A 17,185-nucleotide genomic window follows, 5' to 3' on the forward strand; every position below is an offset into this window, starting at 1 on the left:
GCGCCCCTTTTACGCTGCCAAGCCTCGGTCGGCATCACATGGCCGGAGGGTGTTCCACTTTGAATGTGGAACACTGGTTTTTGAATATCTTTTGATTATCAGGGTTTTGTGTTTTTTTGTGGAACGCTTTGGAACGGTCTTATACGGCTATAGGTTTACACTTGGTCTTGTCCGTGTTTTGGTTTACAAGTGTAAACCTATAGCCGTATAAGACCCAGTAGAATGCTTTTTTTGCTTCGCGCGGAACACCCCAAATCAACAAAAAAGGCACCGCTAATAGCGATGCCTTAAATATTTTTCTTAAACCCTTCCGCTAACCAGCGGAGCGGGTTTAGACCCGGCTGGCTAAGCTTACCTGCTGCTTGTGGTTGGCTTAGCAACCACTTCGCCTACTATGGTTAAATATTTGGTAGGTGTTTTCGCGTTAGAGGTAACCACGATGGTTTTGTTGAATGCCGAAGGGTTAAGTGCGTTGTAAGTAATCTTGATGCTGCCTTTTGCGCCTTTCAATACCGGTGTTTTGGTGTAATCAGCAATGGTGCAGCCACAGGTAGGGCGCACATCTGTCAAAATCAGCGGTTCTTGCCCAACGTTGGTAAACTCGAACACGGTTGTAACCGGGGTGCCTTGCGGTATCTTGCCGAAATCGTGTTTTTCTTCGGTAAATTTAAACTCCGCTTTGGTGTCGTCCTGCGCCATCGCAGTGTTTGCAGTGAAGGCCAGGCCTAGGAACACTGCGCAAATCATCATTATTTTTTTCATAATTACCTGTTTGATTGTTACAAATATAAATGGTTTAACCTAATTTAAAAACTATTGCACAAACTATATGTTTTACAACTACCGATAATAAAAACAGAATAGAATTTTATAATTTTACCGCCTAAACAAAATTTTGTATGCCCGAAACTGTAATACACCCTGGCAACGAGCTAAATGCTGCCGAACTCAGTTTTGACGATTTCAAGAATATCGTGATCGGCGACTACCGCGTGGGTTACGAAAGCCGGCAGGCAAGTTTGTTGGGCCGCCGCGAAGTTCTTACAGGTAAAGCCAAGTTCGGCATCTTCGGCGATGGCAAAGAAGTGGCCCAGCTGGCTATGGCCAAGGCGTTCCGCAAGGGCGACTGGCGCGCCGGTTACTACCGCGATCAAACTTTTATGTTCGCTACCGGCATGAGCAACCTTAAGGAGTTTTTTGCCCAGTTGTATGCGCATCCTGATATCGAGAAAGATCCTGCATCGGGCGGCCGCCAAATGAACTGCCACTATGCTACGCGCTTTGTTGATAACGAGGGTAACTTCGTAAACCAGGTTGAAACCAAGAACACCGGGTCGGATTTATCTACCACGGGCGGGCACATGCCGCGCCTGCTGGGGTTGGCTTATGCTTCTAAACTATACCGCCAGAATAAAGAGCTGGAATACCTGAAGCAATTTTCGGTAAATGGCAACGAGGTGGCTTTCGGCACCATCGGCAACGGCGCGACCTCCGAGGGCCTGTTTTTCGAGACATTCAACGCCGCCGGCGTACTGCAGGTGCCTATGGCTATCTCCATTTGGGACGATGCCTACGCTATATCCGTACCCGCAAAACTGCAAACTACTAAAGAAGATATCTCCGAAGTGCTGCGCGGGTTCCAGCGCGATGCCCGTGGCGCCGGATACGAAATATTCAAAGTGCGTGGCTGGGATTATGTGGCTCTCTGCGAAACCTACGAGCGTGCCATCAAGATATGCCGCGAAGAGCACGTACCCGTAATGATACACGTAGTGGAAATGACCCAGCCGCAGGGCCACTCTACATCCGGCTCGCACGAGCGTTACAAAACTAAAGACAGACTTGCCTGGGAAGAGGAGCACGATTGCCTGCTGCAGATGCGCAAATGGATGATTGAATCGGCCATTATTACAACGGAAGAAATTGATGAACTGGAAGCTACCGCCAAGAAATATGTGCGTGAATGCCAGAAAGAGGCCTGGGCCGAACTGGAGGACGAGATAAAAGCCGAGATAGATGAGGTAGTGGAATTGATAGAGAACGTTGCTGAGTACTCGCCACTGCACGCCGAATTATTAGATATAACGCGCGGCTTGCAAAGCGCCATAGATCCCGGCCGCAGGGATACCATATCGGCCATACGTAAAACGCTGCGCCTCACCGTTGGCGAAAGCACTTCTTACGAACGCAAGGTACTGTTAGATTACCTGCGTACCGAACTGGAAAAAAACAAGGAACGCTACAATTCTAAATTATTTAGCGATACGCCGCACTCGCCCTTGTTGGTGCCCGTTGTAAAGGCCGAGTATGCCGACGACGCCCGCCTTTTGGATGGCCGCGAGGTACTCAACGCTTGCTTCGATGCCAATTTTGCGCGCGATAAGAGTATCGTAGCCTTCGGCGAAGACGTAGGCGCCATTGGCGACGTAAACCAGGGCTTTGCCGGTTTGCAGGCCAAATATTCGGATCTGCGCATTACCGATACCGGCATCCGCGAATCTACCATCATAGGGCAGGGCCTTGGCCTTGCTATGCGTGGCCTGCGCCCCATAGCCGAGATACAATACATCGATTACCTTATTTACGCCCTTACCGTTTTAAGTGATGATGTGGCGAGCCTGAGCTACCGCACCATGGGCGGCCAAAAGGCGCCGCTTATCGTACGTTCGCGCGGGCACCGTTTAGAGGGGATATGGCATTCCGGCTCACCGCTGGGTACCATCCTTAATTCAATGCGCGGCATGCATATTTGCGTGCCCAGGGACATGACACAGGCTGCAGGTATGTACAACACCCTGCTGCGCGGCGATGAGCCTGCACTGGTGATAGAATGCCTAAACGGTTACCGCTTAAAGGAAAAACTGCCTGCAAACGTAGGCGAGTTTACCGTGCCGCTGGGCAAAGCCGAGGTTTTGAAAAATGGCGGGGATATTACCGTAATAAGTTACGGCTCAACCCTGCGCATCGTACTGGAGGCTGCTGTTGAACTCGAGAAAATGGGCATCCATATCGAAGTAGTGGACCCGCAGACCTTGTATCCTTTCGATACCGACAATGTGTGCGCTGAATCGCTGCGTAAAACCAATAAACTGCTGGTGGTTGATGAGGATTTACCGGGCGGCGGATCGGCCTATATCCTTCAAAAGGTGATAGAGAAACAGAAAGGCTATTACTCGCTTGACTCGCAGCCCCGTACCCTTTGCGGTGCCGAGCACAGGCCACCATACGGCACCGATGGCGATTACTTCAGCAAACCATCTTTGGATGATGTGGTAGAAGTAGTGTACAGTATGATGAACGAAGCCAACCCAGGGAAATTTCCGGCGATATATTAAGCTTTAAGATTTGAACTTCAAGATTTGACAACTTTCTGAAAGTTGTCAAATCTGCTCTTTTTACGCCGCCGCTACCGCGAGATTAGCGAAGCATATCTCGTGGTTTCCATTGTCTAAGCTTCCAGCTTAAGGCAACTATAGCCGCCAAGAATATCAACTCGGCGCATCAGGGTTTATTCCATATCGCTGTGCAATCAAATCCCAAAACTATTATATTGCGCTTTAACACCATTCAAATGCGCAGCAGACTTCTCGCCTTACTATTGTTTCTATTCGGCCTCAACGTTCACGTGCAAGCACAAACCGAAGATATCCGCCTGGCCGATCCTACCATTTTCCAGGAAAAAGGCACTTATTATCTATACGGCACCGGCCGACCCGACGGCTTCGCGGTTTACACCTCTACCGATTTGGTTAAATGGGAACGGCACAAAAACAATGCCTTGCTTATAGGTGATAGCTACGGCACCAAAGGCTTTTGGGCACCGCAGGTATTTAAGCACAAGGGCAAGTATTATATGGCTTACACGGCTAATGAGCACATTGCCATTGCCCAAAGCGATAACCCGCTGGGGCCCTTTAAGCAAAGCATCATCAAACCATTATCTGAACAAGGCAAACAAATAGACCCCTTTATCTTTAAGGATAAAAATGGCGAATTGTACATCTACCATGTGCGCCTGCAAAACGGCAACCGCATTTTTGTTGCCCGTTTGAATCAGGACCTTTCAGCGATGGATGAGGCTACCGCGGTAGAATGCCTGCACGCCGAGGCCGGTTGGGAAAATACGGCGAATACGAATTGGCCGGTTTCCGAAGGGCCGACCGTTGTTAAGATGGGGCGCTTATACTATCTGTTTTATTCTGCAAACGATTTCAGGAACATCGATTATGCCGTTGGCTATGCCACCTCGGCATCGCCAACAGGGCCATGGACAAAATACAGCGGCAACCCCATCCTCAGCCGCGCAAATACGGGATGTAATGGCTCGGGCCATGGCGATATTTTTAAAGCTGCCGATGGCAAGCTTTGGTATGTTTTCCATACGCATAACTCCAACGATAAGGTACAGGACCGCCTATCGGCCGTTATCCAGGTATCAATCTCCGCGGGGAAACCGGGCGTGTTTTCAGTAGTGCCGGATACCTTTCGTTATTTGAAGATTGAGGCGATGCCGCAATAGGGGATAAGCCGGGAGTGCATTTATAGCCGGTAAATGAGCATGAAAAAGCACCCTATCTCCAAAAAAAGTATAATTTCACACTGCCCGGGTTATGATTGCCGAATCCAATTTATATTAACTAAATAGAAAATATTTATCATTAAAATACACAATTGCTTTGTAGTGACAATATTTTTAATTAACTTGCGTATATTTGTTCTACAAATCACAATTTGTAACCAACAAAACCTGTTCCTGTACTACCCTTGTATTGATTTAAATTATTGGATTAAACTGTGTAATTATGAGAAAACATTTTTGGTGGGCTATCTGCGTTTTATTGTTGATTTCCGTATCTGTCATCAGTTGGAAACCATCGAACGCATCAAAAAATATCGAAGTTAAATCTGCTCCGATAAATGCAAAAGAATACTTTAACCAGTACGTAAACGACATTTACCAAACTGCGCAATTGCAGCAGAGTGGCATGGATATTACCGTATTCCAAAAAGCTATAACCGGCTATTTGAACCTTAAGCTTACTAATAAGCTTCCGCAGAATAGCAACGTAATTACGGTGGTAGATTTTAATAAATCGAGCCGCGAAAAACGCATGTGGATTATAGATGTGCTAAACAAGAGCTTGCTGCTGAACACCTGGGTTGCCCACGGACAAGGCAGCGGCAACGATATGGCAACGGCATTCTCTAACAACAACGAATCGCACCAAAGCAGCCTTGGTTTCTATTTAACCCAGGATGTGTACATTGGCAAGCATGGCCGTTCATTACGTTTAGATGGGCTGGATGCGGGCATTAACAACGCAGCGCTGGCACGTGGCATCGTTATACACGCTGCCGATTACGTTTGCCAGAATACCATCAACCAAATTGGCCGCCTTGGCCGCAGCTTTGGCTGCCCGGCTGTAAACCCTGCCGTGTCTGATTTGGTTATCAACACCATCAAAGGGCGTTCGATGTTGTTCATCAACGGGAACAGTAGTAATTACACTTCTAAACTATTAGATGAAACTGCTCCCTTAAATTACCTGATGCCAGCTGCGCCGGCTGCTATCCATGCAGATTCTGCCCGGGTAGCTTCCCTTTAAACTACTAATAAAATATAAAAATAAGAAGCCCGGTAGCATTTGGACCGGGCTTTATTATTACCCTCGCAATGACGCGGTGGTGAGGATGTGGTGCCTATAGCTTAGCTAATTGGTCATTACTCGCTAAAAAGCGTTGCAGATGGCCGTAAAGCACAATATCTAACCCGTAAACATCCGGGCGGAACTGGATAACGCCTCTATCATCTACCCAGCAAGTAATGTAGGTGATATACACCGGCATTTTGGTCGGCAATCCAATAGTGGTTGGTTCGGGGTTATCCTCGCCCATGGCTTTGGCAATTTTGTTGTAAGTAGCACCCGGGCCAAATAGTTGTTGGGCAAGGCCCTGCGGGTTTTCAAGGCGTACACAACCATGGCTCACGGCGCGCATATCCCAGTTAAAAGGCTCTTTGGCGGGCGTATCGTGCAGGTAAACACTACTTTTATTATTGAACAGGAATTTTATCTTACCCAGGGCGTTATCATCGCCGGGGCGTTGCTTAAATTCGTACTGGTCTTTCGATGCGTTGGCCCAGTCAATGGTTTCGGGATCTTCTATCTTTTTTCCATTCTCGTACACATCAATGCTTTTGTTGGCCAGATAATACGGGTCTTTAGCGGCCTCTACCATAATCTCTTTACTGGCAATGCTTTGCGGTATATTCCAAACCGGGTTTACCTGCACGCTATGGATCAGGCTGCTTAGTTGCGGCGTTTCGCGGCTAAATGGGCGGTCGGTTTTGTCGCTTTCGTCATAATCAATTAGGGTGTTCTGCTTGTCCTTATTACGTCCCTCGCCTACACACACCTTCATGTTCAGTACCGAGTGGCCGTTATCCATCAAATCAAGGCGATAATCGGGAATGTTTACGATGACATAGCGAGCCTGGCTGGGCTTGTTTTTCCAGCGAAGGCGCTCCATATTTGAAACAAGATAGCGGGTGGTTTCCTCCTTGCTCATGCCCGGTGCGGTACTGCCATCCATCAGGGCTTTTTGCAGTGCGAGGTATTGCGGATCTTTAGGCTGGATGCTATCCAGGTAAGCCTTCATGTTGGTGATGTGAAATATCTTCGACATGCCTGCACTATCCGGGCGTTTGGTTGCGGTAAAGTAGCGCTGGTATATCTTTCGCGGGCTTAAAATACCGTACTGCAGGGCATTGGAATAATTGATGAGCGAGTTGGCGGTAGTAATCTCCAGCAAAGCAATATCGCGATATGCCTCATTGATATTTTTGATAGCACGCTTATCCTTAAATTTGGCCACCAGCGCGGTTATCTTGTCGGCATTGAACATCTTCGGATCCAGCCCGTGCTGGCTCACTTTCTCGAAGTAGTTGGCAGTCAAATCCACGTCGCCGTTGAAGATATGGTCCATCACAAAAATGGGGTCGTAATCGTTCTCCTCGTAAAAGGCATTGATGAGTTTTGGGTTACTTACATTAACCTTTTCCTGAGCCAGCACCTGTTTAAATACCTCGGCGAGGCCTTCGGGAGTGGCATCTTTAAATACCTTATTTTTTGTTTTTTGGTATAGCACCTTGCCCAGGTCAGATCGGCTTTTTTTGCAGCTTGGCAAAATCAGCATCAAAAGGGCGAATGCCAGCAGCGTAGATAATAGGGTGATTTTTTTTAGGTTGAACTTTATCATGGGATAGAATTATATATTAGCTTTGGTAGGCTATAGCAATAGCTATACCATAATGCAGCATTTATTTAAATGCCCTGTATAACATATAAAAAGCTTTTATCCCGATGAGAAAAATATTATTATTTATCCCTTTACTGCTGTTGGTGGCCTGTAGCCCCATGGCGCAAACCTTTAAGCCAGTAAACAAGAATGCCAGTAAGGAGGCAACCGACCTGCTGGCCTACCTGTACGAAATAAACGGCAAGCATATCCTATCGGGCCAACATAATTACAACAGCGATTTGAACGTTTTCTCCGATTCGGCAAAGGCCATTACCGGCAAATACCCGGCGCTTTGGGGTACCGATTTTATTTTATGGGGCGATAAAGACCTGGGGCAGAACATCGTAAACGAATCTATCAAGAAATCGCGCGAGGGTTACCTCGTAAGCCTGATGTGGCACCAGGGCCGCCCAACCGACGAGCCGCCTTACGGTTGGAAAGAAAGCGTGCAAGGCAAACTTACCCCCGCGCAATGGACAGAACTAGTAACCCCCGGCACGGCCCTCAACAAAAAATGGGTAGCGCAGATAGATGTTATTGCCGGCTACCTGAAACAACTGCAGGATGCGCATGTTCCGGTGTTGTGGAGGCCTTACCATGAAATGAACGGCGTATGGTTTTGGTGGGGAAACAAAAAAGGGCCTGATGGCATCGTAAAACTGTATAAAATGATGTACGACCGGTACACTAATTACCACCATCTGAACAACCTGATTTGGGTGTGGGGAGCCAACGGCCTGCGCGATATCCCGGCGGATGAAGCCTATCATTATAAGGATTATTATCCAGGAGCCAATTATGTGGATATTTTGGGTGCCGATATTTACCACTTCGATTACGAGCAAAGCGATTATAACGAACTGCTTGCCCTGGCGGCGGGCAAACCCATAGCGCTTACCGAAAACGGCGAGATACCCAACCCGCAGGTGCTTAAGGCACAGCCCAAATGGCTTTGGTTTATGACCTGGACCAGCTGGCTGTGGACCGATAACCCAAAAGGCCGCGCCAAAGAAATATACGACCTGCCCGGCACCCTCAACCACGACGACGTGAAGGCCAGGCTGGCCACAAAACCATAAGTCATGAGCACCCAACCCGAAGTATGGCTGCGCGGCCCGCTGCCCGGCATACCCGCTTTACTGCAACCCGTAGCACATGCGCTGTTACAAGCAAGGGACGAACTCAACGAATTGATGGCCGGTTTCCCGGATGATAAATTGTGGGATAAAGTTGCCGGCATGGCATCGCCGGGTTTTCATTTGCAGCATTTAACGGGCGTGCTCGACAGGCTTTTTACTTATGCAAACAACGAATCGCTGACCGAACAGCAGCTGGATTATTTGAGCAAAGAGGGCAATGCGGCCAATAAAGCATACACTCCCTTAGATTTAGTAGAGGCTTTTAACAAACAGGTGGACAAAGCGCTATTGCAACTGAGCGAAGCAAATGAAGCCGCACTAACCGACTTTAGGCCGGTAGGCAGAGGGAAGTTGCCTTCTACGGTTATAGGGCTTTATACGCACGCGGCGGAGCATTCGATGCGACATTTGGGGCAGTTGATCGTAACGGTGAAGGTGCTGAGTTACGAATAACGCTTAACCCTCTCGTCTCATGCCGATTACTTATTTCGGTACCCCACACGGCAGGTCTACGGCATGTAAGGTGGCTACTTTTATGATGGGGGCTGAAAAGATTAGCATGACGAGGAGGGAAACCACCAAGCCCTGCTTTTCTCACAAAAATTGCCTCATTTTTGCTGATGTTGATAATTTAATTGCCTTTTTATTCAAAAAATACTAAATTTCCAGTGTAAATGCCGTTTCGCTTTTTCGAGCTTTTGCAACACCTGTCACTGATCTGTACATTGGAAAATTTAACCCGCAGAAATTTCTTAAGCAAGGGGGCCATGCTGGCCGGGGGAACTTATCCCGCTATGCTGGCGCTGGGCATGCTCAAAGCTGCACCCGCACATGCCTTTAACCTAACCGGTACAGGCAACGGCAAACACATCATTATTTTAGGGGGAGGCCTGGCCGGCATGGCATCGGCCTACGAGTTGAATAAACTCGGCTATAAAACCACCATTTTAGAGGCTCGTGAAAGGGCAGGAGGGCGATGTTGGAGCATCCGCAACGGCAGCACCAACCAGGAAACGGGCATGCCTGCCACAACCGCCAAATTCGACGACGGGCTGTACTTTAACGCAGGCCCCTCGCGCATACCCCACCACCACGAGCTTACCCTGCATTACTGCAAAGAACTGGGCGTACCCATACAGGTTTACAACAACGTAAACGAAGGTGCCTACTACTTCGCCGAAGGCAAAGGCCCGCTCTCCAACAAAAAAATACGCGCCCGCGAGGTGCACAACGATGTACGCGGCTATATGGCCGAACTGCTGAGCAAAAGCGTAGATCATGGGGCTTTAGACACCGCCCTCTCTAAAGAAGACACCCAAAAAGTACTGGAATACCTGGCTGCTGAAGGCGGTTTGGATATTGATAAATTGTATAAGGCATCCGCCCGCAGGGGCTACGCCGAATCTCCCGGGGCTGGGAACAAGTCGGGCAAAATAGCCGAAGCCAATAAGCTGGCGGATATCATCCAGTCGGGGTTATTGGACCCTGATTTTTATAACGTGGCAGAGTACACCTATGAGTTGCAGATGACCATGTTCCAGGCGGTGGGCGGCATGGACAGGATAGCCCAAGCCCTGCAAAAGCAGGTAGCTCCATCGCTTAAATTAGGTGCCGAGGTTACCAATATCACCAACATGCCCGAAGGCGTAAAAGTAACTTATAAAGATGCCACGGGCGAGCACGTTTTGCAGGGCGACCTTTGCATTTGCACCCTGCCGCTGCCCGTATTGAGCAATATCAACAATAATTTCTCGGGCGATGTAAGCCGGGCGATAGATTATATCGGCTACATCCAAACCGGCAAGATAGGCCTGCAGTTCAAACGCAGGTTTTGGGAAGAAGATGATCATGTTTACGGAGGTATCACGCACACTAATAATGATTTAACGCAAATATTTTATCCAAGTTATGATTATTTGGGTAAAAAGGGTATCTTGATTGGGTATTACAATTTCAACGAAAAAGCGGTACGTACAGGCGACTTAAGCTATGCCGACCGCGAGAGGCTGGCCCTGCAAAAAGGCAGGCTGATACATCCGCAGTACGATACGGAATTCGAGCGGTCGTTCTCGGTAAGTTGGCATAAAACTAAATACAACCTGGGCGGCTGGGCGGTTTATAATAACGAGACACGCAAAACGCAGTACCCGGCCTTGCTGAAACCGGATAAGCAGGTGTACTTTGCGGGCGAGCACTTAACATACCTCAACGCCTGGATGGCGGGGGCCTTCGAATCGGCAAGGAGCGTAGTAGCCCAGGTGCATGCCCGCGTAACGGAGCAAAGGGTAAGCTATCCGGCTACGAAACAATAGACAAAACTAAAATTAAACGATATGTCAAACTCACTAAACCGCCGTAATTGGATAAAAAGCAGCGCCTTGATGGCCGGAGGCGTGGCTTTTTTAAGCAGCACCGTTAACAAGCTGGCCGCCATGCCGCTGGTACGCAAAATGCGCACCGGCAACACCATGCTTGCCGAAGAGGCTGCCCTGATGCAGGTGCCTGCCCCCATGAAGGCAAGGCTGATGGCTAACGAGAACCCTTTTGGCCCCTCTGCGGCCGCTAAAAAGGCCATCACCGATTCGCTGGATACCAGCTACCAGTATACCTTTGCGCAGATATTCAACATGCGACTAAAAGTGGCAAGTTACGAAGGCGTAAAAGCGAACAATGTGCTGTTATCTTCGGGTTCGTCGCCACTACTGCTTGCTGCTGCCATGTATTACAGCAAAGGCGGAAAGGAAATCATTACCGGCGACCCATCGTACGACGATTTGCCAACACAGGCTGAGCATTTTGATGGCAAATGGGTAAAGGTGCCATTAACGGCCGACTACAAGCTGGACCTGGATGCTATGGAAGCCAAGGTAAGCGATAACACCGGGCTGGTTTACATTTGTAACCCCAACAACCCTACCGCTACTGTTGTAGATACCGAAAAACTGAAGGGCTTTTGCGAGCGCGTATCGAAAAAGACACTTGTTTTTGTAGATGAGGCCTATATTGATTACCTGCCGGATCCGAAGGCCATCACCATGATGGATTGCGTTAAGGCCGGGCAAAATATAATTATTGCACGTACTTTTTCTAAACTCTATGGTTTTGCCGGGCTGCGTTTTGGCTACATCATCGGCCAGCCCGATACCATAAAAACGCTTGGTAATTATACACCGGGCTGGGCAGGCTTATCCTCTGCCACGCTTGCGGCCGCCCTTGCAACGTATAACGAAACCGATTACCTGCAGGATGCGCTGAAGAAAACCATAGCCTCCAAAGAGTTTTTATACGAAACTTTGAAAAAGGAGGGTTACACCTACATTCCATCATCGGCAAATTTTGTGATGTTCCCGTTGAAAATGGATGCCAAGAAATTCGCCGACGAAATGATGAAACGCGGCGTTGCCCTGCGCGATTGGAAACTAAACGGCCAGGATTGGTGCCGCATCAGCATTGGCCGTATGGACGAGATGGAAGCCTTTGCTGCGGCGTTTAAGGAGATATCGTAAGGGTAAAGAAAAAAGAGGTGGCCATGTGCGATTCCTTCCCTGGGGAAGGAGGAGGTAGGGGTTTAACGATCTATGCATGCTTTTTGCAAAGCGGCTAACCCCTCCCTGCCTTTGCGCTCATGCCATCACACCCCTCCCGAGGGAGGGAATTAAAAGAAATCATAAAAAAACTCTGTGTCCCTCTGTGCCTTCTCTGCGCCCTCTGTGGTAAAAAATAACCAAAACGTTATGGAAAGCACTCAAATTGAACTATAATGCGTAACCTACTATCTACACTACTAATACTTTTTATAACCACAACGGCCTTCGCACAAGACAAGCCTGCGAACCCGCGCCCGCTAACGCTGGCCGAGTACACCAAGGCAAAAACCTACACCATTGCCAACCTGGACAATGATACCTACGTAAAGTTCGACAACGCTTACGTGCTCGATAGGTACGAAAGCCGTAAGCCCTACTTCATCACCGGCAGCGATAACCTCAAAAAGCGTATCGACCTGTATAAGTTCATCGCCAAAGAGGGTATGCAGGAGATTGGCACCATGGTGTTCTACACCAGCGAAACCGGCAAACGCTACCAGGCCCTGGTGCCCGATTTTACTGCAGATGCAGCGGTGTGGGCGGCCTACTTTCAGGATATAGACGATATAAACAAGGTGGAGAAAAACTTCATCCTGAAGTTGAGCTATGTACTGTCGAAGGAATTCAGCTTCCAGCAATATAAGGTGCTGAATGCGGGCAAGGATATGAAAGAAGAATCGGCCACTTATGGTAACGACATCTGTTTCCCCGGCGACGAACTGGTTACCATGGCCAACGGCGCAACGAAATTACTTAAAGACGTAAAAAGCGGCGATGAAGTAATCACCATCGACCCGCTTACCAAAAAAGCAACTGCCACCAAAGTAAAGGAGCTAACGGTGCATTCGGCTAAGAATTATGCACTCACCCAATTGGTGCTGGTATCGGCGCAGGAAAATATTACGGCAAGCGGCACCCAGGTAAGCCTGCGCGCCAAAGTATTAAAGGCCACGCCAAACCACCCCATGCTAACCAAACAAGGCAAATTGAAGATTGGCGACATTGCCATTGGCCAGCAGGTGCTTTGCCTTAACGATGTTACCGGTAAATACGAAGCCTACACCGTGCTGCAAAAGAACGAGCATGCCGGTGGCGTACAAAACGTTTACAACATCGTAGCCGAACACGGTAGCACCATCATGATGAACGGGGTAATGGTGATGCAGAAATAAAACATATTTTATTTTAATCAACTGTTGAGACGCAATATTTTGCGTCTCCGTATGGAAATCTTTTTATATGCATCCCGATAAAATAAAAAACGTTATCAACCTTGATCCCGAGGAACGGTATTGGTATTCCATCCGGGAAATCGTAAAATCGGAGCAGGTTTGGGCCGTCGGCACCTCCGAATCATGGGTTACGTTTGTTGACGAAGAGGGCGACGAGATATTCCCTGTTTGGCCACATAAAGAGGTTGCTGAAATATGCATTTTCGAGGAATTGAAAGTAGAAGGTTATTCGATACAGTCGATAGCATACGATGAGTTTAAGGAATTTTGCATACCCGACATGGCGGATGATGACATTTTATTTGGCGTATTTTACGATTCGAAAAAACAGGCACTGGCCGTGGGTGGCGACGACTTGTTAATTGATTTGATGGACGAAGAATAACGGCAAGCAAAGGGCGTTGACATCAGAACCCCAAATTTATTGTAATTTGTCGCCGTTGTATGAAAGGTGCTTTTAATGAGAACGGCGGCGTAAGCGACGGGATGTATATCCTGAAAGAACAGAACATAGCGGAGTTAAACGCCGTGCTAATTGCCCGCCATTCATCGGTTACAAGTTACGAAGACTTGGGTAATGAGCCGCTTACGCCCGGTAAATTCCGGGTTAATCAGGCTGGTTTTACCGGGAGGGATGGAACCAATATGGTAGATTTAACCATCAACAACCACCCGGATTGCATTATACTGCATTGCAACTGCAGCCAGCCCAAAAACAAGCTTTGCAGCCACCAATCCTCGGCGTTGCTGCAAATCATCGGCAACCAAAACTACCTGATATTTTTCGATGACAAGCTTCGCCACGATAAGCTGCGGAAATTCGCTGCGGATTATGGCCTTGCCGGTGTAGCCGACCCCGACGAACACTTCGCGCCAGAATTGAAGGATGGCCGCCTCGTCATCAAACCAAAAAATAAGGCATTGTTCCCGGTGAGCAATGCCAGCCTGCTGGATTTGGAGCGGCAGTTGATGTTTCAGTCCGCACCCGATGCTGCGCCAAAAACAGCAACCGGCGAGGATACCAAACGCATCCTGGTACTCAAACAGCATAAATTCTACAAACACCTGCTGGTGGAACTTTACGATGCCGCCACCGTCAAAGATGGCCGTATAAAAAACCCGCTCGTTCAGGTTGCTCCGCTGCAATTGATAACGGATACCAACGATGCACTCGAACTGAAATTCTTTACTGCCGTATCGCGTTTTCAGCAAAATATCGATGCAAAGGTCAATCAGGCTAATTTGGAGGGTTTGCGTTCCATCGTCAAAAATCCACTTAACCTGGAATGTTACCTCCACAAAGGCGAGGTATCAGAAAAAGTTTCGGCTGCGGCATTGCAGCCTGTTGCATTGCGCAGCATAAGCAAAGGCTTGCAGCTTACGGTGGATGAGAAAGGCGACTTTTACGAACTATCCGGCGAATTGCACCTGGGCGAGGAGCGTTACGCGGTAAATAAATTGGAAACGGCTTTCGGCTATTTCATCAGTATAGATAAGGCGCTTTACCTGGTGAAGGATTTGCAGATGATGGGCGCGATTGGCCTTTTCAAATCCTCGGGCGAGAATTTGCTGATACACCGCTCGCAGTTCAATGAGTTCCGCACACGGATATTGAATAAGCTGGAAGAGAGTATGGCGGTGCATTATCCATACATCCTGAAGGCAACGCCTGCGCAGCTGAAGAAGCATCATTTCGATAAGAACGAGATGATTATCTACCTGTCAGATTTCGGGCAGCATGTGATGTTACTCCCCGTGATGCGCTACGGCGATGCCGAGATACCCATCCGCAAGGATACCCAGATATACGCGCCCGACGATAAAGGCCGCGAGTTTTTGGTGCAACGGAACGATGTGGCCGAAAAGCATTTCAACAGTCTCATCATCCAGCAACATCCTTATTTCGAGGAGCAGGTAGGCGATGAGATACAGTACTTCTACCTCCAGAAAAAACGCTTTTTGGATGAGGACTGGTTTTTAGAAGCCTTCGAAGCCTGGAACAAGGCGGGCGTCACCATCCTTGGCTTCAACGAACTAAGCGGCAATAAGCTGAACCCCAACAAGGTAAATATCACCATCAAGATACTCAGCGGCATCAATTGGTTCAATGCGCATATCACGGCCAAATTTGGCAAACGCAGGGCATCATTGAAGCACCTGCACAAGGCTATCCGCAATAAAACCAAATTCGTGCAGCTGGATGACGGCACCCTGGGGATATTGCCGCAGGAGTGGCTCGAAAAGTTCGACAAGTACTTCAGGGCGGGGCAGATATGGGAAGACGAGCTACGCATCGCCAAAACCAATTACGAGACCATCGAGGAACTGTTTGAAAAACAGATGCTGGATGAGCAGGTGAAGCTGGAGATAAAGGACCTGCACCGACGCTTTGCCAATTTCGAATCGGTAGCGGAGGTGCCGGTGCCCGATACTTTGCTTACCACCCTGCGCCCATACCAAAAGCAGGGTTTGAACTGGCTTAACTTCCTGGACGCTTTCAGCTTTGGTGGCTGTTTGGCCGATGATATGGGTTTGGGAAAAACTATCCAGATACTGGCGTTCATCCTGTCGCAGCGCGAAAAGGTGGCGCAGAATACCAATCTGCTGGTGGTGCCCACTTCATTGATATTCAACTGGCAGGCCGAGGTGGCCAAGTTTGCGCCCTCGCTTAAAATACATACCATCTATGGTGCCGATAGGGTAAAGAGCATCGCCGATTTTGATAGCTATGAGTTGGTAATTACCTCCTACGGTACGCTGCTGGCAGATGTGAATTACCTGAAAGATTATACATTCAATTACATCTTTCTGGATGAATCGCAAAATATCAAGAACCCCGGCTCTCAACGCTACAAGGCCGCCAAATTGCTCAACGCACGAAACCGCATAGCCATTACCGGCACGCCCATAGAGAACAATACCTTCGATTTGTACGGTCAGCTTTCGTTTACCTGTCCGGGTTTGCTGGGCACGCACCAGTATTTTAAGGAGATATACGCAGTACCTATCGACCAGTTCAAGGTCAGCAAACGCGCGCGCGAATTGCAGCAGAAGATACGCCCCTTCGTGCTGCGCCGTACCAAGCAGGAGGTTGCCGCTGAATTGCCTGAAAAAACCGAAATGGTGCTGCATTGCCCTATGGACGAGCAGCAGCGCAGCATTTACCTGGCCTACGAGCGCGAGTTTAGGGAATACATATCAGCCACAACGCAGGACGAGTTGCCCAAACGCGCCATGCATGTGCTGAAAGGCCTAACCAAGCTGCGGCAGATATGCGATTCGCCGCAATTGCTGCAAGGCGAGCGGGTGCCCGGCAATGCCTCATCCAAAATAGATACACTGATAGCCGAGATAGAAAGTAAATCGCCTAATCATAAGATACTGGTGTTTTCGCAGTTTGTGGGCATGCTGGATCTGATTAAAGCAGAGCTGATAAAACGCAAGATTGGTTTTGCCTATCTCACTGGTGCCACCCGCAACCGCGAACAGGTGGTGAACGATTTTCAGGATAATGCCACCACCCGCGTGTTTTTGGTGAGCCTGAAAGCAGGCGGCACGGGCCTCAACCTCACCGCCGCCGATTACGTTTACCTGGTTGACCCCTGGTGGAACCCAGCCATCGAAAACCAGGCCATAGACCGTGCCTACCGCATAGGCCAGCACAAAAACGTGGTAGCTGTTAGGCTGATATGCCCCGACACCATCGAAGAAAAGATCATCGTGTTACAGGAGACCAAGAAAGAGCTTGCAGGGAAGCTGGTATCATCGGATACGATATTTAGTTCGCTTACAAAAAGCGATTTGCTGGGGCTGTTATCGGTGTTTTGATAGGCCATCAAATAAAAAATTGTCATTTCGAACCGAGGAACGAGGGAGAACTATCTCTTGAACGAAGTGAAAAAATCTTGTTAGATATGCAAAGCTCACT

The 17,185-nt window shown here is 48.6% G+C and carries 12 protein-coding genes; 10 read left to right on the plus strand and 2 right to left on the minus strand.

What is annotated here, in order from left to right:
- Positions 1 to 351 precede the first annotated feature (351 nt).
- A complete protein-coding gene (locus AC1DYT_RS05640) occupies positions 352 to 762 on the minus strand; it encodes a DUF1573 domain-containing protein (protein WP_477468667.1) in 411 nt (136 codons plus the stop codon).
- 137 nt (positions 763 to 899) lie between these two features.
- Here AC1DYT_RS05640 and AC1DYT_RS05645 point away from each other — a divergent pair, with 137 nt between their 5' ends.
- The 3 genes from AC1DYT_RS05645 (at position 900) to AC1DYT_RS05655 (ending at position 5,606) form a co-directional block, all read left to right on the plus strand.
- Positions 900 to 3,335 carry an alpha-ketoacid dehydrogenase subunit alpha/beta gene (locus tag AC1DYT_RS05645; protein ID WP_477468668.1) on the plus strand — a complete coding sequence of 812 codons (2,436 nt, stop codon included), beginning with the start codon at positions 900 to 902 and terminating at the stop codon, positions 3,333 to 3,335.
- A 236-nt stretch (positions 3,336 to 3,571) separates the two neighbouring features.
- Positions 3,572 to 4,519 (plus strand): glycoside hydrolase family 43 protein, encoded by a 948-nt coding sequence (locus AC1DYT_RS05650; protein ID WP_477468669.1) that lies wholly within the window; start codon positions 3,572 to 3,574, stop codon positions 4,517 to 4,519.
- Positions 4,520 to 4,802: 283 nt separating this feature from the next.
- A complete protein-coding gene (locus tag AC1DYT_RS05655; protein ID WP_477468670.1) occupies positions 4,803 to 5,606 on the plus strand; it encodes a murein L,D-transpeptidase catalytic domain family protein in 804 nt (267 codons plus the stop codon).
- A gap of 94 nt (positions 5,607 to 5,700) precedes the next feature.
- On the opposite strand, the gene AC1DYT_RS05660 is transcribed toward AC1DYT_RS05655, so the two are convergent.
- A complete protein-coding gene (locus AC1DYT_RS05660) occupies positions 5,701 to 7,257 on the minus strand; it encodes a L,D-transpeptidase family protein (RefSeq protein ID WP_477468671.1) in 1,557 nt (518 codons plus the stop codon).
- A 104-nt stretch (positions 7,258 to 7,361) separates the two neighbouring features.
- Between AC1DYT_RS05660 and AC1DYT_RS05665 the strand changes: the two genes are divergently transcribed.
- From AC1DYT_RS05665 to AC1DYT_RS05695, 7 genes are all read left to right on the plus strand, one after another.
- Positions 7,362 to 8,378: a glycosyl hydrolase gene (locus AC1DYT_RS05665; protein WP_477468672.1), complete on the plus strand. Its 1,017-nt coding sequence runs from the start codon at positions 7,362 to 7,364 to the stop codon at positions 8,376 to 8,378.
- Positions 8,379 to 8,381: 3 nt separating this feature from the next.
- Entirely contained in the window at positions 8,382 to 8,891 is a 510-nt protein-coding gene (locus tag AC1DYT_RS05670) for a DinB family protein (protein WP_477468673.1), read from the plus strand.
- Between the two features lie 272 nt (positions 8,892 to 9,163).
- Positions 9,164 to 10,750 (plus strand): flavin monoamine oxidase family protein, encoded by a 1,587-nt coding sequence (locus AC1DYT_RS05675; protein WP_477468674.1) that lies wholly within the window; start codon positions 9,164 to 9,166, stop codon positions 10,748 to 10,750.
- 21 nt (positions 10,751 to 10,771) lie between these two features.
- On the plus strand, positions 10,772 to 11,944 hold the full coding sequence (locus AC1DYT_RS05680; protein WP_477468675.1) for a pyridoxal phosphate-dependent aminotransferase: 1,173 nt from the start codon (positions 10,772 to 10,774) through the stop codon (positions 11,942 to 11,944).
- 254 nt (positions 11,945 to 12,198) lie between these two features.
- A complete protein-coding gene (locus AC1DYT_RS05685) occupies positions 12,199 to 13,197 on the plus strand; it encodes a hypothetical protein (protein WP_477468676.1) in 999 nt (332 codons plus the stop codon).
- 67 nt (positions 13,198 to 13,264) lie between these two features.
- The gene (locus AC1DYT_RS05690; protein ID WP_477468677.1) at positions 13,265 to 13,642 is read left to right on the plus strand and encodes a DUF2750 domain-containing protein; all 378 of its coding nucleotides are present in this window, start codon (positions 13,265 to 13,267) and stop codon (positions 13,640 to 13,642) included.
- Between the two features lie 59 nt (positions 13,643 to 13,701).
- A complete protein-coding gene (locus AC1DYT_RS05695) occupies positions 13,702 to 17,085 on the plus strand; it encodes a DEAD/DEAH box helicase (RefSeq protein ID WP_477468678.1) in 3,384 nt (1,127 codons plus the stop codon).
- The last annotated feature ends 100 nt before the right edge of the window (positions 17,086 to 17,185 follow it).

The sequence above is a fragment of the Mucilaginibacter sp. P1_D10 genome (assembly GCF_056406215.1).